The 24066-nt window shown below is 72.7% G+C and carries 21 protein-coding genes; 5 read left to right on the top strand and 16 right to left on the bottom strand.

What is annotated here, in order from left to right; translation table 11 throughout:
• Positions 1–4: 4 nt before the first annotated feature.
• The 3 genes from G9272_RS37195 to G9272_RS37185 all read right to left on the bottom strand — a co-directional run bounded on the left by G9272_RS37195 (position 5) and on the right by G9272_RS37185 (position 3520).
• Positions 5–772, bottom strand: coding sequence for an SDR family NAD(P)-dependent oxidoreductase (locus tag G9272_RS37195; RefSeq protein ID WP_171400608.1), 768 nt, complete (start codon positions 770–772; stop codon positions 5–7).
• A gap of 10 nt (positions 773–782) precedes the next feature.
• Positions 783–1931, bottom strand: a complete 1149-nt coding sequence (locus tag G9272_RS37190) for an acyl-CoA dehydrogenase family protein (RefSeq protein WP_171400607.1) — start codon at positions 1929–1931, stop codon at positions 783–785.
• 116 nt (positions 1932–2047) lie between these two features.
• Positions 2048–3520, bottom strand: a complete 1473-nt coding sequence (locus G9272_RS37185; RefSeq protein ID WP_171400606.1) for a FadR/GntR family transcriptional regulator — start codon at positions 3518–3520, stop codon at positions 2048–2050.
• Between the two features lie 218 nt (positions 3521–3738).
• Here G9272_RS37185 and G9272_RS37180 point away from each other — a divergent pair, with 218 nt between their 5' ends.
• Positions 3739–4947, top strand: a complete 1209-nt coding sequence (locus G9272_RS37180; RefSeq protein ID WP_171402342.1) for an acyl-CoA dehydrogenase family protein — start codon at positions 3739–3741, stop codon at positions 4945–4947.
• Between the two features lie 157 nt (positions 4948–5104).
• Here G9272_RS37180 and G9272_RS37175 read toward each other — a convergent pair whose 3' ends face one another.
• Genes G9272_RS37175 through G9272_RS37130 form a run of 10 tightly spaced genes read right to left on the bottom strand, consistent with a single transcriptional unit; the run spans position 5105 to position 16747 of the window.
• On the bottom strand, positions 5105–6748 hold the full coding sequence (locus G9272_RS37175) for a thiolase C-terminal domain-containing protein (RefSeq protein WP_171400605.1): 1644 nt from the start codon (positions 6746–6748) through the stop codon (positions 5105–5107).
• Positions 6745–7890: a thiolase family protein gene (locus tag G9272_RS37170; protein WP_171400604.1), complete on the bottom strand. Its 1146-nt coding sequence runs from the start codon at positions 7888–7890 to the stop codon at positions 6745–6747. The genes G9272_RS37175 and G9272_RS37170 overlap by 4 nt, the downstream gene beginning before the upstream one ends.
• A 15-nt stretch (positions 7891–7905) precedes the next feature.
• Positions 7906–9027, bottom strand: coding sequence for a CaiB/BaiF CoA transferase family protein (locus G9272_RS37165; protein ID WP_171400603.1), 1122 nt, complete (start codon positions 9025–9027; stop codon positions 7906–7908).
• A 2-nt stretch (positions 9028–9029) separates the two neighbouring features.
• Positions 9030–9794 carry a crotonase/enoyl-CoA hydratase family protein gene (locus G9272_RS37160; protein WP_171400602.1) on the bottom strand — a complete coding sequence of 255 codons (765 nt, stop codon included), beginning with the start codon at positions 9792–9794 and terminating at the stop codon, positions 9030–9032.
• Positions 9795–9796: 2 nt separating this feature from the next.
• The gene (locus tag G9272_RS37155; protein ID WP_171400601.1) at positions 9797–11062 is read right to left on the bottom strand and encodes an FAS1-like dehydratase domain-containing protein; all 1266 of its coding nucleotides are present in this window, start codon (positions 11060–11062) and stop codon (positions 9797–9799) included.
• Positions 11059–12555 (bottom strand): class I adenylate-forming enzyme family protein, encoded by a 1497-nt coding sequence (locus G9272_RS37150; RefSeq protein WP_171400600.1) that lies wholly within the window; start codon positions 12553–12555, stop codon positions 11059–11061. The genes G9272_RS37155 and G9272_RS37150 overlap by 4 nt, the downstream gene beginning before the upstream one ends.
• A 4-nt stretch (positions 12556–12559) precedes the next feature.
• Positions 12560–13783 carry an acyl-CoA dehydrogenase family protein gene (locus G9272_RS37145; RefSeq protein ID WP_171400599.1) on the bottom strand — a complete coding sequence of 408 codons (1224 nt, stop codon included), beginning with the start codon at positions 13781–13783 and terminating at the stop codon, positions 12560–12562.
• 19 nt (positions 13784–13802) lie between these two features.
• Positions 13803–14270: a VOC family protein gene (locus tag G9272_RS37140; RefSeq protein ID WP_171400598.1), complete on the bottom strand. Its 468-nt coding sequence runs from the start codon at positions 14268–14270 to the stop codon at positions 13803–13805.
• 10 nt (positions 14271–14280) lie between these two features.
• The gene (locus tag G9272_RS37135) at positions 14281–15480 is read right to left on the bottom strand and encodes a cytochrome P450 (RefSeq protein WP_171400597.1); all 1200 of its coding nucleotides are present in this window, start codon (positions 15478–15480) and stop codon (positions 14281–14283) included.
• A gap of 34 nt (positions 15481–15514) precedes the next feature.
• On the bottom strand, positions 15515–16747 hold the full coding sequence (locus G9272_RS37130; protein ID WP_171400596.1) for a CaiB/BaiF CoA transferase family protein: 1233 nt from the start codon (positions 16745–16747) through the stop codon (positions 15515–15517).
• 102 nt (positions 16748–16849) lie between these two features.
• Between G9272_RS37130 and G9272_RS37125 the strand changes: the two genes are divergently transcribed.
• Positions 16850–18169 (top strand): acyl-CoA dehydrogenase family protein, encoded by a 1320-nt coding sequence (locus G9272_RS37125; RefSeq protein ID WP_171400595.1) that lies wholly within the window; start codon positions 16850–16852, stop codon positions 18167–18169.
• Positions 18166–18948 carry an SDR family NAD(P)-dependent oxidoreductase gene (locus G9272_RS37120; RefSeq protein ID WP_171400594.1) on the top strand — a complete coding sequence of 261 codons (783 nt, stop codon included), beginning with the start codon at positions 18166–18168 and terminating at the stop codon, positions 18946–18948. Before G9272_RS37125 ends, G9272_RS37120 begins: the two co-directional genes overlap by 4 nt.
• Before the next feature lie 120 nt (positions 18949–19068).
• Here the strand turns inward: G9272_RS37120 and G9272_RS37115 are convergent, their stop codons facing one another.
• The 3 genes from G9272_RS37115 to G9272_RS37105 are packed head-to-tail and all read right to left on the bottom strand — an operon-like array spanning position 19069 to position 22028.
• On the bottom strand, positions 19069–20103 hold the full coding sequence (locus tag G9272_RS37115) for a phosphotransferase family protein (protein ID WP_171400593.1): 1035 nt from the start codon (positions 20101–20103) through the stop codon (positions 19069–19071).
• The gene (locus tag G9272_RS37110; RefSeq protein ID WP_171400592.1) at positions 20100–21701 is read right to left on the bottom strand and encodes a class I adenylate-forming enzyme family protein; all 1602 of its coding nucleotides are present in this window, start codon (positions 21699–21701) and stop codon (positions 20100–20102) included. Before G9272_RS37110 ends, G9272_RS37115 begins: the two co-directional genes overlap by 4 nt.
• A gap of 15 nt (positions 21702–21716) precedes the next feature.
• Positions 21717–22028, bottom strand: coding sequence for a hypothetical protein (locus G9272_RS37105; protein WP_171400591.1), 312 nt, complete (start codon positions 22026–22028; stop codon positions 21717–21719).
• A gap of 101 nt (positions 22029–22129) precedes the next feature.
• Between G9272_RS37105 and G9272_RS37100 the strand changes: the two genes are divergently transcribed.
• Positions 22130–22903 carry an enoyl-CoA hydratase/isomerase family protein gene (locus G9272_RS37100; RefSeq protein ID WP_171400590.1) on the top strand — a complete coding sequence of 258 codons (774 nt, stop codon included), beginning with the start codon at positions 22130–22132 and terminating at the stop codon, positions 22901–22903.
• A gap of 74 nt (positions 22904–22977) precedes the next feature.
• A complete protein-coding gene (locus G9272_RS37095; protein ID WP_171400589.1) occupies positions 22978–24003 on the top strand; it encodes an LLM class flavin-dependent oxidoreductase in 1026 nt (341 codons plus the stop codon).
• Positions 24004–24066: the final 63 nt, after the last annotated feature.

Below are 24066 nucleotides of genomic sequence, written 5' to 3'. Positions count from 1 at the left end.
CCGTTCAGCGCGGAGCCATGCGGAGGGCGCCGTCGAGCCGCACCGTCTGGCCGTTGAGGTAGGGGTTCTCCAGCAGCTCCACGGCAAGGCGGGCGAAGTCGTCGGGGTCGCCGAGACGCCCGGGGTGCGGCACGGTCGCGGCGAGTCCGTCACGGATGTCGGCGCGCAGCCGGCCGAGCATGGGGGTGTCCATGATCCCCGGCGCGATGGTGTTCACCCGGATCTGCCAGCTCGCCAGGTCACGGGCGGCGACCAGGGTCATGCCGTGCACGCCCGCCTTGGCGGCGGTGTAGGAGGTCTGGCCGATCTGGCCGTCGAAGGCGGCGACGGAGGCGGTCAGGACGACGGCTCCGCGGTCGCCGTCGACGACGTCGTTGCCGGAGAGCCGGGCGGCGGCCAGGCGCAGCACGTTGTAGCTGCCGATCAGGTTGACCCGTACGACCTCGGCGAACGTGGCGAGTTCGCCCGGGGTGCGGTCGCGGTCGATGATCCTGGCGCGGTCGCCGCCGCGTCCGGCGCAGTGCACGACGAAGCGCAGCGGGCCGAGCTCGCGCGCCGCGTCGAGGGCGGCGGTGACCGAGTCCTCGTCGGTGACGTCCGCGCGGACGAAGCGGGCCGCGTCGCCGAGGTCGGCGACCGCCTTCACGCCCTGCTCCTCGGAGATGTCGGCCAGGACGACACGGCCGCCCCGGTCGATGACGCGGCGCGCGGTGGCCAGTCCGAGGCCGGAGGCGCCGCCGGTGACCAGTGCCGATGAACCGTCGATGTTCACATCAAACTCCTCACAGGCCCAGGGACTTGCTGATGATGGTCTTCAGGACCTCGCTGGTGCCGCCGTAGATACGGGTCACCCGGGCGTCGGCGTACAGCCGGGCGATCGGGGACTCGAGGATGTAGCCGTAGCCGCCGTGCAGTTGGAGGCAGCGGTCGACCGTACGGCCCTGTGTCTCGGTGCAGAACAGCTTGGTCCTGGCCGCGTCGGCGGGGCTCAGTTCACCGGCGAGGAGCGCCGTGACCGCCGCGTCGAGCAGTGCTTGGGACGCCTCCAACTCGGCTGACATGGCGGCGAGTTCGAACTTCGTGTTCTGGAAGTGGGCGACCGGCCTGCCGAACACCGTCCGGTCGCGGACGTAGCCGAGGGTCAGGTCGATCGCGGCGCGGGTCTGGGCGACGGCGCCGACCGCGATGGCCAGCCGTTCCTGGGCCAGGTTGCGGCCGAGGTGGGTGAAGGCGGCGCCCTCCTCGCCCAGCAGGTTCGCGGCGGGGACCCGGACGCCGTCGAAGAACAGCTCCACGGTGTCCTGGACCGCGAGGCCGATCTTCTCCAGCCGGCGCCCGACCGTGAACCCGGGCATGCCCTTCTCCACCACGAGCAGGGACAGTCCGGCGCGCCGGTCGTCCGGGTCGGTGGCGGTGCGGGCCACGACGATCACCAGGTCGGCGTGGTGGCCGCCGGTGATGAAGGTCTTGGCGCCGTCGAGTGTGTAGTGGTCGCCGTCGCGCACCGCCCGGGTCGTGACGCCGGCGAGGTCGGAGCCCGTGCCCGGTTCGCTCATCGCGATCGCGGTGTACAGCTCGCCCGAGGCCAGCCCCGGGAACCAGCGGGCCCGCTGCTCGGCGTCGGCGAGGCCCGTGAAGTACGGGACGACCACGTCGAGATGGGTACGCAGGCCGCCCAGGGTGACGCCGGCCCGGGCGCACTCCTCCTGGATGACGACGTTGAAGCGGTAGTCGTCCCGGCCGCCCCCGCCGTGCTCCTCGGGGACGGCCGTGCCGAGGATGCCGAGCTTGCCCATCGAGGTGAACAGCTCGCGGGGGACGAGTGCGGCGCGCCGCCAGTCCTCGTACACCGGGAGCACTTCGCGGGCGAGGTAGTCACGGACCAGGAGACGGAAGTCCTCGTGGTCCTGCTCGAACAGGGTCCGGCGCATCGGATCTCCTTCGACCGTCGACCCTATTCAGTATACGTAATTAGCCCTCCCGGCACAGCAGTACGCCCCATGTCTCCAGTCGAGGACATGGGGCGCCTGGAATCAGTGTCACTAAATCAGTGCCACCAGGGGATCAGAGCATCCAGGTGACGGCGCATCCGGTGGCGGGCGACCCCCGCGTCGCCCTGGACGATCGCGTCGAGGATGCGCTGGTGGACATGCTGGACCTCGTCGGCCGCGGTGTCTCCAGGCAGCGGCCGGTCATGGCCGGAGGCGTGCCGGCGGAACAGCTCGGTGATGATGGCGAGGAAGAGCGAGAGCACAGGATTGTCGGCCAGGGCCGCCAGTTCGGAGTGGAACAGATCGGCCTTGCGGAGATCGCCGGCCGGGCCCTCGGTAGGCCGGCGGACGGCCTTCGCGAGGCGCTCGGCGACCTCCGTGTCACCCTCGGCGTGCCGGGCGGTCACCCGGGCGACGATGCCGAGCTCGATGGCGTTGCGGACGATCCGCAGGTCGTCGGCCGTGACGCCCTGGTACTCGAGGAAAAGCGCCATCGTGTCGATGCTGGCCTGCGGCTCGGGCGCGGTGACGATGAGTCCGCCGCCGGGGCCGCGGCGCATCCGGGCGACCTGGTGGTACTCCAGCAGCCGTACGGCCTCCCGCAGGACGGCCCGGCTGATCTCGTAGCGGGCCAGCAGATCCGCCTCCGAGCCGAGGACCATGCCGATCTGCCAGCCCCGCGCGGCGATGTCGTCGTGGATCCGGGCGGCCACCACTTCCGCGAGCTTGGCCCGTGGCCCTTCGACCAGCTCGGGCTCGACCACGTTGCCCGAGATCCGCTGCCCGCGGCGGACGCGGTGCTTCTCGATCCAGGCGGCCACCGACTCCAGATGCGCGGTGAGTTCGGTCTGCGCGCGGGCGCCGTCGTCGGCGACGACGGCGTCGACGACGGCCCGGTGCTCACGGTGCGAGGTCTCCTTCGCCGCGTGCATCTCCGCCTTGGAGATGCGTCGGGAGGTGTGCGCGTACCGGGCGGTCAGGCGGGTGAGCACGTCGATGAACAGGTGCAGCACCGGGTTTCCCGAGAGCCTGCCGAGCACCGGGTGCAGCGGGTCCTGCGAATGGACCGACGGGTCGTCCCAGTGGCCGCGTTCGGAGTCGAGCGTGGCCCGGAGCGTGGCGATGCCCTCTTCGGTGATGCGGTCGGCGGCGAGTCCGGCGGCGATCGGTTCGAGGAGCTGACGGGCCCGGAGCAGGTCCGTGACGCTGGTGCCGACGTACTCCAGGTAGATCACCATGGCCCGGGTCGCCGGTCCCGCGTCGGGCGCGCAGACGATCAGACCGCCGCCCGGCCCGCGCCGCATCCTGGCGACCTGGTGGTGCTCGACCAGCCGTACCGCCTCGCGCAGCACCGCGCGGCTGACCCCGAGCCGCTCCCGCAGGTCCACCTCGGAGCCCAGCGACTCACCGACGGGCCAGCCCTGGCGGATCACGGTCGCCTCGATGCGCTGCGCGGTCTGCGCGGCCAGCTTGCCGACCGGGAGACCGGTCTCGCCGTCGGCGGGCTCGCGGTCGACGGCAGTCGCCATGGGCCAACTCCTCTGAGGGGACATTGCGGATCCCCAGTCTATTGGCCACCAGGGCGGAGTACGCGCGAGCCGGACGCCCAGCAGCGAGATCGGGCTACTGATTCCGCGGCCGGACGCTGGCAACCGCCTCGATGACCCGGTTAGAGTACCCTCATTTCGAGATCGCTTGCATGAGGACCTGTATGAGGACCCGCATGAGGACCAAGGAGTCGGCGGCGATGCGACTGGAACCCACACCCGGACTCGAGGCGTTCCGGAGAAAAGTGCGCGCCTTCGTGGCGGAACACGCGCCCGGCACCAAGGCGCACTCCGGGGTGCGCGCGCCCGAGCCGGCCCTGATGCCGGCGATCCGGGAGTGGACCGCGAAGCTGTACGAGGCGGGCCTTCTCGGCATCGACTGGCCCGCCGAGTACGGCGGCCGGCCCGACGCCCATCCCCTCGAACCGTCCGTCGTCGCCGAGGAGATCGCCCGCGCCCGCACCTGGCCGCCCGTGGGCGCGGCCTCGCTCGCCTCGGCGGCCCTGCTCGACTTCGGCACCGCCGCGCAGCGGGCGCGCTTCCTGCCCCGCATCCGCACCTGCGAGGACGTGTGGTGCCAGCTGTTCAGCGAGCCGGAGGCGGGCAGCGACCTGGCGGCGCTGCGCACCCGGGCCCGCCGCGAGGGCGAGGGCGACGAGGCGGTGTTCGTCGTCGACGGCCAGAAGGTGTGGACGACGAACGGCCAGCACGCGGACATGGGTTACCTGCTCGCGCGCACCGACGCGGACGCCCCGAGACATCGGGGCATCACGGCCTTCGCCCTGGACATGCGCAGCCCCGGCGTCACCGTGCGGCCCTTGCGCGAGATCACCGGGACCACCGACTTCAACGAGGTCTTCCTCGACGGCGTCCGGATCCCGGCCGCCCGGGTGATCGGCCGGGTGAACGACGGCTGGCGGGTGGCGATGAGCAGCCTGGGCCGTGAACGTTCCGGCGTGGCCGCGCGCGGCGCCGAGCTGTCCGCCGTCCTGGACGACCTCCTGCGGCTCGCGGAGGAGACACCGGTGGACGGCCGGCCCGCGCTCGACGACTCGGCCACCCGGCAGTCGCTCGGGGAGCTCGCCGCGCGGGTGCGGGTGAACGCCGCGATGACCTCTCTGGCGCAGTCGAGGATGCTGCACGGCACGGAACGGCCGCAGGACGCCCTGCTGGGCAAGATCTTCTTCAGCGAGCTCCATCACGACCTGGCCGACTTCGGGCTGCGCCTCCAGGGCACGGACGGGCTGCTCACCGAGGACGACCCGGAGACGGTGGCGGACGGCTGGTGGCAGGACGCGCATCTGTACTCGCGCGCGTACACGATCGCGGGCGGGGCGAACGAGGTGCTGCGGACCCAGGTCGCCGAACGGGGGCTGGGGCTGCCGCGGGAGTCCCGTCGCCAGGGTTGAACCATGACCGAGAACGGGGCCGGAAGCGACGTCGCGGCGGACCTGCCGGAGTTCCCCTCCCCCCGATCCGGCGCGTGCCCGTTCGCGCCGCCGCCCGGCCTGCTGGAACTGCACGACCCGGAGAAGGCAGCCGTCCGCGCCACCCGATCCGCCTTTCCTACTCCGCCTTCCTCAGCAGCATCGCCCCCGACGGCACTCCCCCGCCCGCCGTGACCACCGCCACCCGGGCACCCCCGACCTGTCGCCCGGGCGCGTCGCCGCGCAGCTGTCTCATGGCCTCGTGGACGAAGCCGTAGCCGTGCAGCCGGCCCGCCGAGAGCTGGCCGCCGTGCGGGTTGAGCGGGAGGTCGCCGTCGGGGGCGATGGTCCGGCCCCCGGCGATGAAGTCGGTCGCCTCACCCGGTCCGCAGAAGCCGAGGCCCTCGATCCAGGACAGGGCGTTGAAGGTGAACCCGTCGTAGAGCAGGGCGACGTCGACGTCGGCGGGGGTGAGGCCGGTGCGGCTCCACAGGTGCGCGGAGGGGCCGTGCGACTGCGGCAGGTGGGTCAGGGTGTCCTGGTCCCAGCTGAGCCGTTCCAGTACGGCCGTGCCGACGGACTCGACCAGGACGGGCGGCCGGGGACGGTCGTACGCCGTCTCGATCGCCGAGACGACGACGGCCACCGCGCCGTCGCAGGGGACGTCGCAGTCGTAGAGGCCGAACGGGGTCGTGATAACGCGGGCGCCGTAGTAGTCGTCGAGCGTCATCGGGTCGCGGTGCAGGGCCTCGGGGTTGCGGGCCGCGTTCGCCCGCGCGGTGACGGCGATCGCGCCGAGGGCCTCGCGGCCGACGCCGTACCGGTGCATGTAGTGCGAGGCGTTGCAGCCGATCCACTGGGCGGCGGACATGGCGCCGAAGGGCGCCCGGAACTCGAACATGCCCGTGGCGCGTCCGCCGCCGGCCTGCCACTGCCCGGACCGCAGCAGCGCGCCGTGCGAGGACTCCCACACCGTGCGGAAGCACAGCACGTGCCGGCACAGCCCGGCGGCGACCGCGAGCATGCCGGCGGTGATCGAGCCGATCTGGCCCGGCACTTCACGGGCGCCGTTGACCCAGGTGGGGCGCAGCTGCAAGGCCTCGGTCAGGGCGGTGACGCCGCCTTCGCTCATGCCGTCGGGGCTCGGTCCGGGATAGGTGGAGAGCCCGTCGATCTCGTCCGGGCCGAGGCCCGCGTCCTCGAGTGCGGCCAGGCACGCGTCGACCGTCAGGGAGAGGGGGTCGACCATCAGGCGTCGGCCCACACGTGACTGTCCCACGCCGGTCAGCGCCACCCGGTCCTCGTACTTCCGGGGAGAGGCCATGGGGCGCACCGAGGCACGGATGTCGCGTGGCTCGGGCAGCGGACCCGGACCGTCGGCCGACGGATCGGGCTCGAACAGCGGTACGTACACGTCCTCTTGCTGTTCGAAGCGCACCCTGACCGGCATGCCGACGTACACCTCGTCCGTCGCGCAGCCGACGACGTTGGTCGTCAGGCGCGCCCGGTCGTCCTCGGCGAGGGCGACCACGGCGACGACGTACGGCGGCGGGAACTTCGGCAGCCAGGTCTGGTGGTTGACGCTGAACCCGACGACCACCGCCCTGCCCGAGACGGGGGCGAGTGCCACGGCGCGGCCGCGGCAGGAGGGGCACAACGGCAGCGGCGGATGGAAGTACCGCCCGCAGTCCGCGCAGTGGGCGACACGCAGCACACCGTCGGCCCCGGAGCGCCAGAACCCGGCGCTGGCGAGCGTCGGTTGGGGCAGCGGACGTTCGGTCATCGCAGCAGCTCGATGATGGTGGCGTTCGCGGTGCCGCCGCCCTCGCACATGGTCTGGAGCCCGTAGCGGAGGTTCTCGCGCCGCATCCGGGCCAGCAGCCGGGTCATCAGGATGGCGCCGGACCCGCCGAGCGGGTGGCCGACCGCGATCGCCCCGCCCAGCGGATTGAGCCGGCCGGGGTCTGCGCCGGTCTCGGCCAGCCAGGCCAACGGCACCGGTGCGAACGCCTCGTTGACCTCGTACACGCCGATGTCGGCGAGGCTCAGCCCGGAGCGGCGCAGCACCTTCTCGGTGGCGGGGATCGGGCCGAGCAGCATGGTGATCGGGTCCGCGCCGCTGACCGCTCCGGTGTGGTAGCGGGCGATCGGGGCGAGACCGAGTTCACGGGCCCGTTCCGGGGTGGTGACGAGCAGGGCCGCCGCGCCGTCGGAGATCTGGGAGGAGTTCCCGGCGTGGATCACGCCGTCCTCCTTGAACGACGGCTTGAGCCGCGCCAGCGTCTCGACCGACGTCCCCCGCCGCAGCCCCTCGTCCACGGTGAACTTGATGCCGTCGGTCTCGACCGGCACGATGTGGTCGTCGAAGACGCCCGCGTCGATCGCCGCGGCGGCCTTCGCGTGCGACCCGGCGGCGAACTCGTCGAGCCGGGCGCGGGTCAGCCCCCAGCGTTCGGCGATCAGTTCGGCGCCGATGCCCTGGTGGAACTCGAACCCGTCGTACCGGGCGAGGACCCCGGGCCCGTACGGCTGTCCCGTGGTGCGGTGCGAGCCGAGCGGCACCCGGCTCATCGTCTCCACACCGCCCGCGACCACGAGGTCGTACTGGCCGGCCATGACGGCGTGGGCGGCCTGGTCGACGGCCTGCTGGCTGGAGCCGCAGGCCCGGTTGACCGTGACGGCCGGGACGTGTTCGGGCCAGCCGGCGGCGAGCACCGCGGACCGGCCGACGTTGCTGGACTGGTCGCCGATCTGGGTCACACAGCCCCAGACCACGTCGTCCACCGTGCCGGGGTCCACCCCGGTGCGCTCGACGAGGGCGTTCAGCACCCGGGCCGACAGGTCCGCCGCGTGCACCGGGGCGAGCGAGCCGCCCCGCTTGCCGATGGGGGTGCGTACGGCGTCGACGATGACGGCGTCTCGCATGGAAGCTCCTTCGGGTCAGTCGGAGAACTGCACGGCGGGGTCGACTCCCCAGTCCCGGAACACGGCTTGGGTGTCGGCGCCGACCGCCGGTGCCGCGCGGCCCGCGCTCGACGGGGTCGCCGAGAACCGGGGCGCGGCGGCGGGCTGGACCACGCCGTCGCGGGCGAAGAGGCTTCCGCGCGCGGCGAGATGAGGGTGGGCGGCCGCCTCGGTGAGGCTCAGGACGGGGGCCACGCAGGCGTCGGTGCCCTCGAACAGCTCCGCCCACTCGTCCCGGGTGCGCTCCGCGAAGCGTCGCGTCAGCAGCCGGCGCAACCGCGGCCAGGTCGACCGGTCGTGCTGCCGGTCCGGGTCCACCTCCAGGTCGAGCAGTGCGACCAGGCTTCGGTAGAACGGGCGCTCCAGCGCGCCGACGGCGATGTGGCGGCCGTCCTTGGTCCCGTACACGGCGTAGAACGGCCAGCCGCCGTCGAACCGGTTGACGCCCCGTTCGTCGCTCCACTCGCCGCGCCCGAGCTTGGCGAACGTGCTGGCGAGGAGGTGTGCGGTGCCGTCGACGACGGCCGCGTCGACGACCTGGCCGCGGCCGGTGCGGTCGGCGGCGTGCAGGGCGGCGAGGACGCCGATCACGAGGTAGCAGCCACCGCCCCCGAAGTCGCCGACGAGGTTCAGCGGGATCCGCGGCGGGCCGCCCGCCTCCCCGATGGCGCCGAGCGCGCCCGTCAGCGCGATGTAGGTGATGTCGTGTCCGGCCGACGCGGCGAGCGGTCCTTCCTGTCCCCAGCCGGTCATCCGGCCGTAGACCAGCCGGGGGTTGCGGGCCAGGCAGTCGTGCGGTCCGACGCCCAGGCGTTCGGTGACGCCGGGACGGAACCCCTCGATCAACACGTCCGCACGCTCGACGAGTCGCAGCAGCGCGGCGGTCGCGGCCGGGTCCTTCAGGTCGAGGACGACGGACCGCTTCCCGCGGCCCAGCACGTCCGCCGGTCCGCCCGCGTCCGGTTCGCCGGCCCGCTCGGGCCGGTCCACGCGCACGACCTCGGCGCCCAGGTCGGCCAGGAGCATCCCGGCGAACGGCCCCGGTCCGATGCCGCCGAGTTCGACGACCCGGCAGCCGGCGAGCGGTCCTGTCGTCATGGTCAGCGTCCCTTCCAGACCGGCGCCCGCTTCTCCGCGAAGGCCGCCGCCCCTTCGCGGGCGTCCTGCGACCGGAACACCGGCTCCGCGATGTCGAACTGTCTGCCCCAGGCCTCGTCCAGCGTCCAGTCGGCGGTGGAGCGTGCGATCCGCTTCGTCGCCGCGACCGCCAACGGGCCGTTCGCGGCGATGGCCGCGGCGAGTTCGAGAGCGCCGTCGAGCGCGCCGCCCTCGTCGGTGAGCCGGTTGACCAGGCCGTGCGCGGCGGCTCGCTCGGCGTCGATCGGGGCACCCGTGAGCAGCAGTTCCAGGGCGATGGCGTACGGGATCCGGCGCGGCAGATGGAGAGCGGCGCCCGCCCGCGCGACCAGCGACCGGGTCACCTCCGGTACGCCGAGCCGGGCGGTGCGGGCGGCGACCACCAGGTCGCAGGCCAGCAGCAGTTCGAAGCCGCCGGCCAGGGCCCAGCCCTCCACCGCGGCGATCAGCGGCTTGCGCGGCGGCGTCATGCTGATCCCGCACAGGCCGCGGCCCTCGATCGCGGGCGTCTCGCCCCGCAGCCACGCCTTGAGGTCCATCCCCGCCGAGAACGTGCCGCCCGCCCCGGTGAGCACGCCGACCCGCAACTCGTCCGACTCGTCGAGCTCGTCCACCGCGGCCGCCACTCCGGCGGCCACTCCGGCGTCCAACGCGTTCTTCTTCGCCGGGCGGTTGATCGTGATGACCTGGACCGCGCCTCGGCGCTCCACCAGTACCTCGTCGGACACGCCTACCTCCTGGAATCGTGCGGTTGATCGCCGGTGACGGCGAATCGGGCCAGTTCGTGGGCGACCATGCCGTCCATGTCGGCGGCGGGCGGCGCCGGGAGTCGGACGGCGCGGTCGCGGGTCGGCAGCAGGACGACGGCCGTGCCGGGGGTGGTGATCTCGCCCCGCTGGTTCTCGCACCGCACGTCGACGTGCACCTCGGCCCGCCCGTCCACCCGCCGTTTGTCGACGACCGTGCCGCGCACCCAGGTGGTGTCGCCCAGGTAGTTGAACTTCCGGTGCTCGCAGCGCAGTTGCCACAGCCAGCCGTCGTCGCCCATCCAGTCGGTGAGCAGATGACACAGCCAGGTCTCGCGCATGGCGCCGTAGTCGTAGGGGCCCGGCAGGCCCAGCTCCCGTGCCCGCTCCGGCTCCCAGTGCAGGCGCTGCACGGTGTCGGGGACGTTCAGCGGGTTCGGCGGATAGAGGCCGGGCGCCTTGCGCCGGACCCTGGCGGCGATCCCGAACGCGCCGGGCGGGGTGAGCTGCATGCCCCAGCCCAGATGCCAGACGACCACGTCGGTGGTGGTCAGCGGCCCCTTCACCCGCGGCTGGAGCTCCTCGCCGATCTCGACGTCCTCCCAGTGGCGGGGACGGGCGCCGCGTCGGCTCTCGGCCGCGTACGCCGCGTCGATCTCGGCGAGTTGCGCCGGGGTGTAGGGCTCCTGGACGAGTCGCTCCTTGGCCCTCGACTTCGAGGTGTGCCGCTCGGCGTTGATCCAGGTGCCCCGCCGCAGGGCGTGCATCCCGCCTCGCCCGTCGGCGTAGAGGTAGTCGCGGACCACGTGTGCGGTGCGCCCGCCGAAGCTGCTGGGTTTGAGGTGCACGCCCACCTGGGTCTGCAACACCCGGCACCGGTCGCCGAGTCGCAGGGGACGCCACCACTCGAACTCCATCACCGCCTGGTAGGAGCCGAGTCCGGCGAACGGGTCGCCCTTCAGCAGCGCCCTGGTCTCCGGGTCCGGCGCCGGGGCGGCGTCCTCCCCCATCGTGTACAGGAAGGTGGGCGGTGCGACGAGCGAGCCCCAGCGGGTCGTGGCCGCGTACTCCGGGTCGCCGTAGAGGGGGTTGTCGTCGCCGTAGCCGTACGCGAAGTGGCGTACGCCGTCCCGGGTCACCTCGTAGTGGTGCGGGGGGTTGCGCTGGGGCTGGGGAACGCCGAGGCGGCGGCGGGAGCGCTCGACCGCCTCGTCGGTCAGCACGCCGAAGCGTTCGTCGGCGGTCGTCATTCCTGGTCCTCCCTGGTGAGTCCGGCCCGGACGAGATCCAGCAGCTCCACGCGGCTCACCTTGCTCGACGGGGTACGGGGCAGTGCGTCGAGGACGACGATGTGCGCCGGCACCTCGTACGGGGTGAGCCGGCCGCGGCAGTGGGCGACGAGTTCGGCGGCGTCCGGGGCGGGCCGGGCCGGCTCGACCTCGACGGCCGCGACCGGCACCTCGCCCAGCCTCGCGTCCGGCAGTCCCGCCACCGCCGCTTCCCGTACCGCCGGGTGCGTCTCCAGCGCGCGTCTGACCGTCTCGGGCTGCACCTTGAAGCCGCCGCGGATGATGGCGTCGTCCGCGCGTCCCTCGATCCAGACGAACCGGTCCGCGTCGATCCGGGCGAGATCGCTGGTGCGCACCCACGTCCGGCCGCCCCGGGTGCTCTGCTCGGTCCGGACCTCCAGGCGTCCCGTCCCGCCGACCGGAAGTTCGGCTCCGTCCTCGCCCGTCACCCGCAGCTCGACCCCGTCGAAGGCGCGCCCGGCGCTGCCCGCCTTCCGCCGCCACCACCGTTCGTGCAACGGCAGCGTCCAGCCGGCCACCGCGCCGGCGAACTCGGTGGCTCCGTAGGTCATCAGGACGGGGATGCCGTAGGTGCGGAGGAACGCGTCGGCGAGTTCGGCCGGGCAGGGCGCCGTGCCGGAGGTGACGACCTGGAGGCTCGCCAGCCGCTCCTTGGGCACCCCGGCGTCCAGTACGGCCCGCACGGCGGCCGGCACCAGACTCGCCGCCCTCAGCCCGTGTCGTTCCACGGCGCTCACCCAGGGCTCGACGGCGAACCTGGGCATCAGCAGCATGCGGCGCCCGGTCGCGAGACAGGCGAGCGCCCGCCACAGCCCGCCGATGTGCACGAGCGGGGTGGCCACGAGCGACGCCGACCGCGACAGCAGCCGCTCGGGCTTCGGGGTCTGCCCGCCGGAGACCAGCGCCTGGTCGAGCTGGCCGATGCGCAGCGGGACGCGTTTGGGCGGCCCGGTGGTGCCGGAGGTGAGCATCTCCACGGCGACACCGGGGTCGGCGAGCGGCCCGGCGGGTGCCGTGCCGCCCACGGCCCGCAGGGTGCCGTCCGTGCCCAGCTCCAGGGCCGTTCCCCGAGCGGTCACCGCTCCGAGGACGCCCTCGCGGGCCAGCGGTCCGGCGCCGGAGACGACCACGGGCGGCCCGCAGCGGGCGATGTCGGCCGCGAGCCGCACGGCGGGCTGGAGCGGGCTCAGCATCACCAGGCACCGCCCGGAGGCGATCACCGCGGCGACCACGGCGATGTGCTCGGGCCGGTTCTCCAGGACGACGCCGACGCGGGTGCCCGCCTGCGCGCCCATCGCGTCGAGTGCCTCGACGAGACCCCGCGCGGTCCGCTGGACCTGCCCCCAGGTCCACCACCCGCCGTCGTACTCGATCGCCTCGGCGTCGGCGGCGGCCTCGGCCAGCAGCCGGGTCAGGCGGTCGCGAATTCCCACGTGATCAGCCTTCCGTCGCCGTGGTCACGGAGATGCCGACCAGGTCGGCCAGCCGTCTGCGGTGCATGGCGGGGCCGCCGAAGAGCTGCTCGGACGACTTCGCGCGCTTCAGGTGGAGGTGTGCGTCGTGCTCCCACGTGTAGCCGATGCCGCCGTGGATCTGGATGTTCTCCTTGGCCGCGTGGGTGAAGGCGTCCGCGCAGTAGGCGGCGGCGATCGCGGCGGACACGGACAGTCCGTCCGGTCGCCCGGCCGTCGCCGGCAGCGGCGGCCCGCCCGGTGTCCCGGCGGCCACGGACAGCGCGTGGTACGCCGCCGACCGCGCGGCCTCGACCTTGAGCAGCATGTCGGCGCACTTGTGCTTGACCGCCTGGAACGACCCGATGGGGCGGCCGAACTGCACCCGCGTCCCGGCGTACTCCACCGCCGCGTCCAGACAGGCCCGCGCCCCGCCGACCTGCTCGGCGGCCAGTGCCACGGCCGCGAGGTCGAGCACTCTGCGCAGATACCCGGTGGCGTCGCCCGGCGGGCCGACCCGCAGCGCCGGGGCCCCGTCGAGGTCGATCCGCGCCAGGCGTCGCGTCGGGTCGAGCGTCTCCAGGCGGGTGCGGGTCACTCCGGGCGCGGCACCGTCGACGGCGAACAGCGCGGGGCCCGGGTCCGCGCGGGCCACGACCAGGACCAGGTCGGCGCTGTGCCCGTCGACGACGAACATCTTCGTGCCGAAGACCCGCCAGGCGTCGTCGCCGTGCACGGCCTCGGCCGCCACGTCCGCGACGTTCCACGATCCGCTCTCCTCGGCCAGCGCCAGCGTGCCGGTCAGCGAGCCGTCGGCGATCGCGGGCAGCCAGCGTGCCTTCGCCGAGTCGTCGCCTGACACGGCGAGGGCCTGTCCGGCGAGGGCCACGGTGGCGAAGTACGGCGAGGGCAGCAGGACCCGGCCGAGTTCCTCGAGGACGATCCCCAGCTCCACGGGGCCACCGCCGAAGCCGCCGTACTCCTGCGGCAACGCCAGTCCGTGCAGGCCCAGTTGGCCCGCCATCTGCCGCCAGAGCGCCGGATCGTGGCCCTGCGCGGACCCCATCGCCCGGCGTACCGCCTCGCTCGGCGCCTTGTCCGCGAGGAAGCGGCGCAGGGTCGAACGGAGCTCTTCGTGCTCCTCGGTGAAGGTGAGGAGGGAGGTGGGGTCGGAGGTGGGGTGGGAGGTGGAGGTGAAGGTCGGTGCCACGTCTTCCCGTCCTGGGCTGTCACTGGGGCGTCTTCGACCGCAGGTAGGCGGAGAAGTCGGGGATCCGGGCGCGGTCCACGATCTCGATCCGGAGCCCGGAGGGGGCCAGGTGGTAGGCGAAGACCGAGGGTGTCCCGTCGATCACCGCGCAGGCCTCCAGGGCGAAGCCCGACTCCGCCAGCCGGTGCGACGCCGTCGTGAGGTCGTCGCAGAAGTAGCCGAGGTGGTGCGTCGCGAGGTGCTCGGACGCCGTCCACGGTGTCCCGGGGATCTCCTGGACGAGTTCGATGTGCGGGGCGTCCAGCGAGTACGCGTAGCGGAGGTTCAGCACCCGGTCGCCGTCCGCCAGCCGGACCGGCAGCTCCGCGGACATGGTCGCGGTCCACCGGTGTCCGGCGACCTCGCCCATCCGGTCCTTCCAGGCGTCGACGTCCGGGACGACGATGCCGGTGTGGTACAGGTCCGTCGCTCGGAGGGGAGGAGTCATGGCCGGCCCCTCACCACTGGAGCCGGAGCGACTTGATGCCGTACATGTTCCCGTGCTGCCAGAGCTCCTGGCCGGGTGCGATCCGGTAGCCGGGGATGCGCCGGTGCCATTCCTCGACCGCCACGTTGAGTTCGAGGCGGGCGAGGTGCGAGCCCAGGCAGCGGTGCGGGCCCGAGCCGAACGCGATGTGGTGGGTGTCCCTGCGGTGCAGGTCCACCTCCAGCGGGTGGTCGTAGCGCTCCGGATCGCGGTTGGTGACCGCCAGCGGGAGCATCACCATCTCGCCCGCCCTGACCGGACAGCCGCCGATCTCGACGTCCTTCGTCGCCTTGCGGGCCGGGACGACGAACGAGTAGACGCGGAGTATCTCCTCCACCGCGGTGGGGACGAGCGACGGGTCGGCGAGGATCTCCGCCCGCTGCTCCGGATGCGTGGCGAAGTGGTACAGCGCCCAGCCGATCGAGATCGGGACCGTGTCGAAGCCCGCCTGGAACATCAGGACGCAGAAGGCGTGCATGTCCCGGTCGCCGATCGGCTCGCCGTCGATCGTCCAGGTCATGGCGTGCGAGAGCAGGTCGTCGCGCGGCGCCGCGCGGCGCAGGGCGATCTGCTGCTCGAAGTACGCGGACACCTCCCGCATGGCGGTCAGCTGCCGGGCGCCGTCCGGGTCCTCGGCGTGGGACAGGTGCAGCAGCTCGTGGGTCCAGGCGAGGAAGACGGGCAGATCCTCCTCCGGCAGGCCCATCATGCGCATGAAGATCAGGGTCGGGAAGCGGCGCGCGAACTCGTCGAGCACGTCGGCGCCGTCGCGGCCCTTCAGGGCGTCGATCAGCTCCGCCGCGACCTGGCGGATCTCCGGTTCCCGGGCGGCGACGGTGGCCGGCGAGAAGTAGCGGCCGAGCAGCCGTCGCCACACGTTGTGCAGGGGCGGGTCCAGCATCTCGGGGATCCACAGGAACTTCGGGTCCGCCTCGAGCGCGGTGACCGACCTGTTGGAGAAGGTCCGCCAGTCCTGGAGTGCCCTCTGCACCTCCGGGCCGTCCGTGACGACCCAGTAGCCGCGGGCGACGGTGCTGCGGAACCCGGAGTGGGTGCCGGCCAGTTCGTCCCAGCGCTCCTGGTGGCTGAGGACCGGGCCGCCGAGCCGGTTGTCGAAGTGGTAGGCGGGCAGGCCGTCGTGGGTTCCGTCGGGTTCGGGCGTCGTACGCATCACGGCTCCTCTCGTCGTGCGTCCGGTCCGTCCGTCATGTCGCCGCACCGTCGATCTTGAGCGCGATCAGCTCGTCCTCCGTGAGGCCGAGCGAGCGCAGGACCTCGTCGGTGTGCTCCGCGAACTGGGGTGCCCGGGTGAGGCCGGCCGGCGTCTCGTCGAACTGGACCGGGCTCGCGACCAGTTCACGGTCGACCCCGTCGGCGTCCACCACGGGCGCGATCAGACCGTTGGCGCGCAGCGCGGGATCCTGGCCGACCTCCCAGGCGTTCTGCACGGCCGCCCACTGGCCCTCCCCGCGGGAGAGGATCCCGGCCCACTCCGCGAAGGGGCGGGCCGCGACGATGTCGGCGACGATCCCGGCGGCCTCGGCCGCGTTGGCCATCAACTTCTCGGTGCTGTCGAAGCGTTCGTCGCCGCTCAGTTCCTCGCGTCCGGCCAGCTTGCAGAACTCCGCCCAGTACCGGCCGGGCTGAAGCATCGACAGTTCGATCCAGCGGCCGTCCGCGGTGCGATAGGCCCCGATCAGCGGGTTGGTGGCCGAGCCGTGCCGGGGCGGGGTGTTCACCGGAAGCGGGCCGCCGGTCATCAGCGCGAGGTTGACCGTGAACTGGGTCGCCCAGGCGCCGACTCCGACCAACGACACGTCCACGACGGACGGTTCACCGGTCGTGGCCCGGGAGTAGAGGGCGGCGGCGATGCCTCCGGCCAGCGTCATACCGCCCATCGAGTCGCCGTAGGCGCCCGCGGGCATCCTGGTCATCCGGTCCGCGCCGGGCGGGGTGACACCGGCGGCGCTTCCGCCGCGGGCCCAGAAGGCCGTGCTGTCGTAGCCGCCCTTGCCGGCCTCGTCCCCCCGGGTACCGAAGCCGCTGCCGCGGACGTAGACGATGTCGGGGTTGATCGCCCGCACGTCCGCCACGTCGATCCGCAGCTTCGCCCGTGCCTCGGGCAGGAAGTTCGTGAGGAACACGTCGCTGGTGCGGATCAGTTCCTCCAGCACGCGACGCGCGGACGGCTTCTCCAGAGCGAGGCCGACGCTGCGTTTCCCGCGGTTGGGCCCCTCCATGATCGGGAAGAACGACGACCCCTCGCTGGCGGCCTCGTAACCGAGTACCCGGACAAGACCGCGCTGGGCGTCGCCGCGCTCGGCGTGCTCGATCTTGATCACGTCGGCGCCCCAGTCGGCGAGCACGGCACCCGCCGCCGGGACGAAGGTGAACTGCGCGACTTCGAGCACCCGCACGCCCTCCATCGGCCTCTGCATCGGACCAACTCCTCTGCGGCTCATCGCAATTGCGCATACCCAATGCGCCAAGTCTGCCCCAGAGTATGGACCGAGGGCGACAAAAAGTATACTGTTTTCGCCATGCTGGATTTCACGATCGACCCTGACTTCCAGGCCCGGCTGGACTGGGCGGCGGCCTTCGTGCGTGAGGAGGTCGAGCCGCTGGACCTTCTGTTCCCGCACGGCGGCGACCCGTACGACACCCGCAACGAGAAGGCCCGCGCGATCCTGAGGCCGCTACAACAGCGGGTCCGGGAACAGGGCCTGTGGGCCTGTCACCTGGGCCCCGAACTGGGCGGCCCCGGCTACGGCCAGGTGCGGCTCGCCCTCCTCAACGAGATCCTCGGCCGCTCCTACTGGGCCCCGACGGTGTTCGGCACCGCCGCCCCGGACACCGGCAACGCCGAGATCCTCGCCCTGTTCGGCACCGAGGAGCAGAAGGCCCGCTATCTGCGGCCGCTGCTCGACGGGGAGATCGTCTCCACCTTCTCGATGACCGAACCACAGGCGGGCGCCGACCCCAAGGAGTTCGTCTGCCACGCCCGGCGGGACGGCGAGGAGTGGGTGATCGACGGGGAGAAGTGGTTCTCCTCCAACGCCCGGTACGCGGCCTTCCTCATCGTCATGGCCGTCACCGACCCGGACGCGCCGCCGCACGCCCGGATGTCGATGTTCATCGTGCCGGCCGAGACACCCGGCATCGAGATCAAGCGGAACGTCGGCACGATGGACGAGCGCGGCTCCCTCGACGAGGGCATCCACGCCTATCTCCGCTACCACCAGGTCCGTGTCCCGCTCGACGCCATGCTCGGCGGCCCCGGCGAGGGATTCAAGGTCGCCCAGGCCCGCCTCGGCGGCGGCCGTGTGCACCACGCGATGCGCACGGTGGGCAAGTGCGCGCGCGCCTTCGACATGATGTGCGAGCGGGCGCTGTCCCGCCGCACCCAGGGGACCCTGCTCGCCGAGAAGCAGGCGGTCCAGCAGTTGATCGCGGACTCCTGGGTGGAGCTGCACCAGTTCCGGCTGCTCGTCCTGCACACCGCCTGGATCATCGACAACCGGCCGCACGGCGCCGCCCGCACCCAGATCGCCATGTGCAAGGTCCAGACGGCCAAGGTGCTGCACGACATCGTCCAGCGGGCGGTGCATCTGCACGGGTCGCTCGGCACCACCGACGAACTCCCGCTCGCGAAGTGGTGGATGGCCGTGCCGAACCTCGCGCTCGCCGACGGCCCGACCGAGGTGCACCGCACCACCATCGCCAAGCAGCTGCTGAAGGGCCACCGGCCGGCCGAGGGGCTGTTCCCCAGCGAACACCTTCCGCCGAAGCGGGAGGCCGCCCGCAAGCGGTACGCGCACATCATCGGCGACGACAGTCTCAGCGGCCGGGTGGACGGATGAGCGACGCCGACTCCCTCGACGCCGACTCCCTCGACACGGCCCGTCTGTTCGACCTGTCCGGCAAGGTCGCGCTCGTCACCGGCGGCAGCCGGGGCCTGGGGCGGGAGATGGTGCGCGCGTTCGCCGCCGCGGGCGCCGACGTGGTGATCGCCAGCCGCAAACTCCCCGCCTGCGAGACGGTCGCGGCGGAGGTCCGCGACCTCGGCCGGCGCGCGCTGCCGGTCGCCGCGCACGTGGGCCACTGGGACGACCTCGGCCGGCTGGCCGACACCGCCTACGAGGAGTTCGGGAAGGTCGACGTCCTCGTCAACAACGCCGGTATGTCACCGCTGGCGCCCTCTTCGGAGGAGACCGGCGAGGAACTGTTCGACAAGGTGATCGGGGTCAACTTCAAGGGCCCTTTCCGGCTCACCTCGCTGATCGGGCGCCGGATGTCCGAGGGCGACGGCGGCTCGATCATCAACGTCTCCTCCTCGGGAGCGCTGTTCCCCCAGCCGAGGTTCGGCCCCTACGCCGGCGCCAAGGCCGCGCTCAACGCGCTGACCACCGTCTTCGCTCTGGAGTACGGCCCGAAGGTGCGCGTCAACACCCTCTCGGCCGGGCCCTTCCTGACCGACATCTCCCAGGCCTGGTCCGAGGAGAAGCGCCGGAGCACGCGCAGCGCGATCGGCCGGCCCGGTCGGCCGGAGGAGATCATCGGCACGGCGCTGTACCTGGCGAGCGACGCCTCCAGCTACACCACGGGGTCACTGATCCGGGTGGACGGCGGGCTGTACTGATCGCTCCAACGGCTCTGCGGTTCGTTTTGCTGCGGGCCGGTTCTTCGGCCGCGGGCCGGTGGGGCCGGTCGCGCAGTTTCTCGCGCCCCTGGGGGGGTGGGGCGCGGCGTCCCTGGCGGCTCAGTCCGCTCGGCCGAGCAGTTCCATCGCCTCGGCCAGAAGGACCGGCAGTGCCGGCTGCATGCGCCGGTGCATGTCGGTCAGCTGTCCCGCCTTCCGGCCGCGCTTGATCAACAGGGCGGTCGCGGCCGACTCCTTGTACTTGGTCAGTGCCTCGAACCAGGACAGGTCCGGCAGCGGCCCGCCCCGCGCCTCCTGGTAGGCGTCGATCAGCTCCGCCTTCCCCGGCATCCCGGTCGGCTCCCGCGAGGGGGACGCCGGGTGGCGGGCCTCGTCGGTGAAGAAGGTCAGCCAGGTGATGTCGACCCGGGGATCGCCGAGTGACCAGATCTCCCAGTCGATGACGGCGTTGACCGCGTCCGCGTCGCACAGGGTGTTGCCGAGCCGGTAGTCGCCGTGGGTGAACACCGGCATCATCGCGGCGGGCGTCGTGGCGCGCAGCCGCTCCCCGACCGCCTCGTAGCCGGTGCGCAGATCCTCGGGCACGGTCGTGAACGCCCGGGTCCAGCGGTCGATCTCGGCGCCGGGGGTGACGACGGGCTCCACGGCCAGGGCGGTCCGCTTGGGGTCCACCCGGTGCAGGTGCGCGAGCATCCGGGCCGCGTCGAGGGCGCGGGCGCGTACCTGCGTCGCGGGAACGGTTCCCCGGGGCACGAGCACCGGCTCCACGCACTGACCGGGCACGAGCTCCATGGCCACGAAGGGCTGGCGAGCCGTCGGCTTCCCCCGGTCGGAGAACAGCACCTTCGGCACCCGCACCCCGGGCACACCCGCCAGCAGCTGCATCAGCCGCGCCTGGCGCAGTACGTCCCGGTTGCGGACCGGTTCGAGGCCGGGCGGGGCCACTTTGAGGACGACGCGTTCGTATCCGGCAGGAACACCCGCAAGCGTGGCCACGTACGTGAGGCTGGACGTGCCGCCGGTGAGCGGCTCGACCGACTCCACGGTGGCCCCGGGCGCCCAGTCACGGACCGCGACAGCCGTGCGCCGCGCCAACTCCGCGCTCGCATCGGCACTGTTGGCGATGACGGTCATGGTCTCGTCCCTGTCGGCCGACGGCCGCCCGGCGGTGTTCGGCGGTCGGCGGCCAGCGCCTCGACGATGTCGCGGCGTACGAGCTTGCCGGTCGCGGTGCGCGGCAGTTCGGGCCAGCGGGTGATGCGGTCCGGCGTCTTCGAGCCGCGCAGCATGCCGCGCACCTGTGCGCGCAGGGCGTCCGCGTCGGTCGCCACCCCGTCGCGCAGGACGACCACCGCCTCGATCCGCTGGCCCCACTCCTCGTCCGGGACGCCGACGACGACCGCGTCGAGCACGTCCGGGTGGTCCAGCAGGACGTCCTCGATCTCGGCGGGCGCGATGTTCTCCGCACCGCGGATGATCGTGTCGTCGGCCCTGCCCTCGATGTGGAGATAGCCGTCCCGGTCGACACGGCCCTGGTCACGGGTGTGGAAGAAGCCCCGCTCGTCGACCGCGGTGCCCTGCCCCGCGTACTCGCCCGACACCTGCTCGCCACGCACCCAGATCTGCCCGGTCCCGCCGGGGGCCGCGACCGCGCCGGACGCGTCGCGGACCTCCAGTTCGACACCCGGCACCGGCAGCCCGGCCGAGCCCAGCCGGGCCCGCACCACCGGGTCGTCGCTCGCCACGGCCGTCCGGTGCTCCCGCGGCCCCAGGACCGTGATCGTGGACGAGGTCTCCGTGAGCCCGTAGGCGTTGACGAAGTCCACGTGCGGCCAGACGCGCAGCGCGGTCTCGACGACCCGCACCGGCATCCGGGCTCCGCCGTAGGCGAGGGCGCGCAGCGAGGGCACCGACCGGTCGAGACCGCGGGTGTCCATGATGCGGGCGAGCATCGTCGGTACCACCATCGCGTGGGTGATCCGCTGCTCCCGTACCAGGCCGAGCCAGCCGTCCGGCGTGAACTGCTCCAGGGTCAGGGTCCGGCGCCCCGCGTACAGGTTCGTCAGCACACTGGACACGGCGGCGATGTGGTACGGCGGGACGCTCACCAGTGCCGCCGCGTCGGGGTCGGCTCCGGCGAACTCCACCGTGCCCAGCACGTACGACACCAGGTGGTGGTGGCGCAACAGCACCCCCTTGGGCGCGGAGGTCGTCCCGCTCGTGTAGATGAGGACGGCGGGCGGTGCGGACTGAGGCGAGGCGGGCTGCGGCGAGGCGGAATGGGGTGATACGGGCTGGGGTGATACGGGCTGGGGCGGATCGTCGGCGGCGGCGGGGCGGCCGGGGTTCCGCGCGGCCCGGGCGAGCCACTCGGCCGGGCTGTGCGCCGGCAGCCCGGCGCGTCGCAGCGCCTCGCCGTGCTCCGGGTCGGCGATGCCCAGCGCGCGGGGGTGGTTGGCCAGCAGGGCGTCGAGCTGGGCTTCGCCCAAGCGGTAGTTGACCGGCACCAGGGGGACTCCGGCGCGGGCCGCCGCGAACAGGGCGACCGGGAGGGCCGGACCGTTCGCCGCGAGGTACACGATCGCGTCGGCGTCGGCCGCGCGCACCAAGTGCGCCCCGCCCACGGCCAGTTCGCGCAACCGCCGGGCGGTCAGCCCGTCGTCCGCGCGCCCGATGACGACCCGGTCGCCGAACCCCTCGGCGGCCATGTCCGACAGCATCGATATGTTCATGGGGCCGCCCCGCCCTCAGTCCGAGGCCGGGAGCGGCTTGGCGCTCTTCACCGGCAGCGCGACGCCGTTCACCGCGAGCGTGCCCGGTCCGGGCTTCGTGCAGAGGAGTTCGACGCCGAGGTCCTCGGCGGCGTACCGCTTGCCCAGCAGCGAACCCCCCATCAGTTCGGGGTCGGCCGTGGCGGTGGCGGCGGATCCGGGCCCGGTCCCCTCCACCATGGCGGCGCCGCCGCACGTGATCTCCAGCTCCTCGTCCGGGCACCGCACGACGATCACCGCCGTCGGATCGACCGTACTGGCGAGCATCTGCCCCACGCGTGGCCTCATCGCAGTGTCCTCCGCGGCTCTCGTGGTACCGATCAGTGGCATCGAGCAACCAGAGAAAAGTATACTACTTTCCTCGATCGCGTCGAGAACGGAGCTGTCGGATGGAACTCAAGACCGTCCTGTTCGAGGTGGCCGGCCACGTCGCCACGGTCACCCTCAACCGGCCCGAGGTCATGAACGGCTTCAACCAGCAGATGCTGGAGGACTTCGCCGCCCTCTGGCACACCGTCAGGACCGACGACGACATACGGGTCGTCGTGTTGCGCGGCGCCGGTGACCGGGCGTTCTGCACGGGCATGGACGTCAAGGAGGGGATCGACCGCCACGCCAACGTCTGGTCGCAGACCGATCCCGGGGAGTACCTCTCACCGAAGCTGAACCAGGTGTGGAAACCCCTGGTGTGCGCCGTGCACGGGATGGCCGCCGGCGGCGCCTTCTACTGGCTCAACGAGGCCGACATCATGATCTGTTCACAGGACGCCACGTTCTTCGACCCGCATGTCAGCTACGGACTCACCGCGGCCCTGGAACCGATCGGCCTCGCCCGGCGCATCCCGCTCGGCGAGGCGCTGCGCATCGCCCTGCTCGGCCTGGACGAGCGCGTGTCGGCCGCCCGTGCCCTCCAGATCGGCCTGGTCAGCGAGGTGCTGCCGGGCGAGGAACTGTGGGACCGGGCCGACGAGATCGCGCGCCTCATCGCCGCCAAACCGCCCGCCGCGATCCAGGGCACCGTGCGGGCGATCTGGGAGTCCCTCGACTCGACCCGCACCCAGGCACTGCGCACCGGCCTGTCGTACACCCAGATCGGAAACCCGGCCGGGAAGGCCGGGGTCGACCGCTCCGCGGTTCCCCGGGGGCGGTGGACACTGCGCTGACCCTCCCCTAGCCTCTCCTAAATAAGTGTACTTTTTAGAGGTATCCAGCTTCAGGCATCCAACGGGAGGCTCTCATGCGGTTCGGCATGCCCTGGCCCGGCCGGGACGTCGGACGGGAGGCGGAGCAGGCGGGCGTCGGCGCCTTCTGCGCCGGGGAGTTCGCCGACCACGACGCCTATCTCACCGTGGCCGATGTCGTGGCGAACACCGAACACGCCCTGGCGGGCCCCGCCATCGCCTACGCGTTCGCCCGCACCCCCTACGCGCACGCCACCGCCCTGCGCCAGTTGCACGCCCAGGCGCCGGGCCGGCTGTTCCTCGGCCTGGGCAGCGCGGCGTTCCGGATCAACCGGGACTGGCTGGGCGTGCCCGCCGAACGTCCGGTGGCCAGGATCGCCGAGACCGTCGGTGCCGTACGGGCCTGGCTGCACGCGGAGAACGGCGACCGGGTCCGCTACTCCGGCGAGTTCTACGCACTCGACGCCGACGTCCGCGCCCCGGTGCTCGGCCGGCTGGACATCCCCGTGCTGCTCGCCGCGTTCAACACCCGTATGGCCGCCACCGCGGGCCGGGTCGCCGACGGAGTCGTCGGGCACGGGCTGTTCACCGGCTCCTGGTGGAACGAGGTCGTACGCCCCTCGGTCGCCGCCGGCGCGGCCGACGGGGACCGGGCCGACGGGGGCCGGGCCGGCACACGTCCGCTGGAACACGGCTGGATCATCACGGCGGTCGACGACGCCGCACCCGAACGCGCCGTCGCCGACGCCCGGCGGATGATCGCCTTCTACCTCACCGTCAGGACGTACGACCCGTTCGTCGCCCATCACGGCTGGGAGGAGCCGGTCGCCCGGGTGAGGGCGGCGTTCCGGGCCGGGGACACCGCCGGCATGGCGCGGGCGGTGACCGACGAGATGCTCACCGGGATCGCCGTCTGCGGGACGACCGCCGACGCGAAGGACGCCCTCGCGCGCCGCGCCGGTTCGCTCCCCCGCGACGTCGGCTACTTCGCACCGCCGAGTTTCATGGTGGGCCGCGGGCGCCGGGCCGCGTACGCCCGGGCCGCCCTGGCCCTGGTGGGCGCCGTACCGGATCCGGCCTGACTCCGCGCGACGCACCGGCCCCTGAGCGGTCTCGCTCCGGAACCGGTGCGCGGCCCGGTCGCG

The sequence above is a fragment of the Streptomyces asoensis genome, assembly GCF_013085465.1.
Lineage (GTDB): Bacteria > Actinomycetota > Actinomycetes > Streptomycetales > Streptomycetaceae > Streptomyces > Streptomyces cacaoi_A.
The sequence above is the reverse complement of the archived record's forward strand: the minus strand, read 5'-3'. Positions and strand labels throughout refer to the sequence as shown.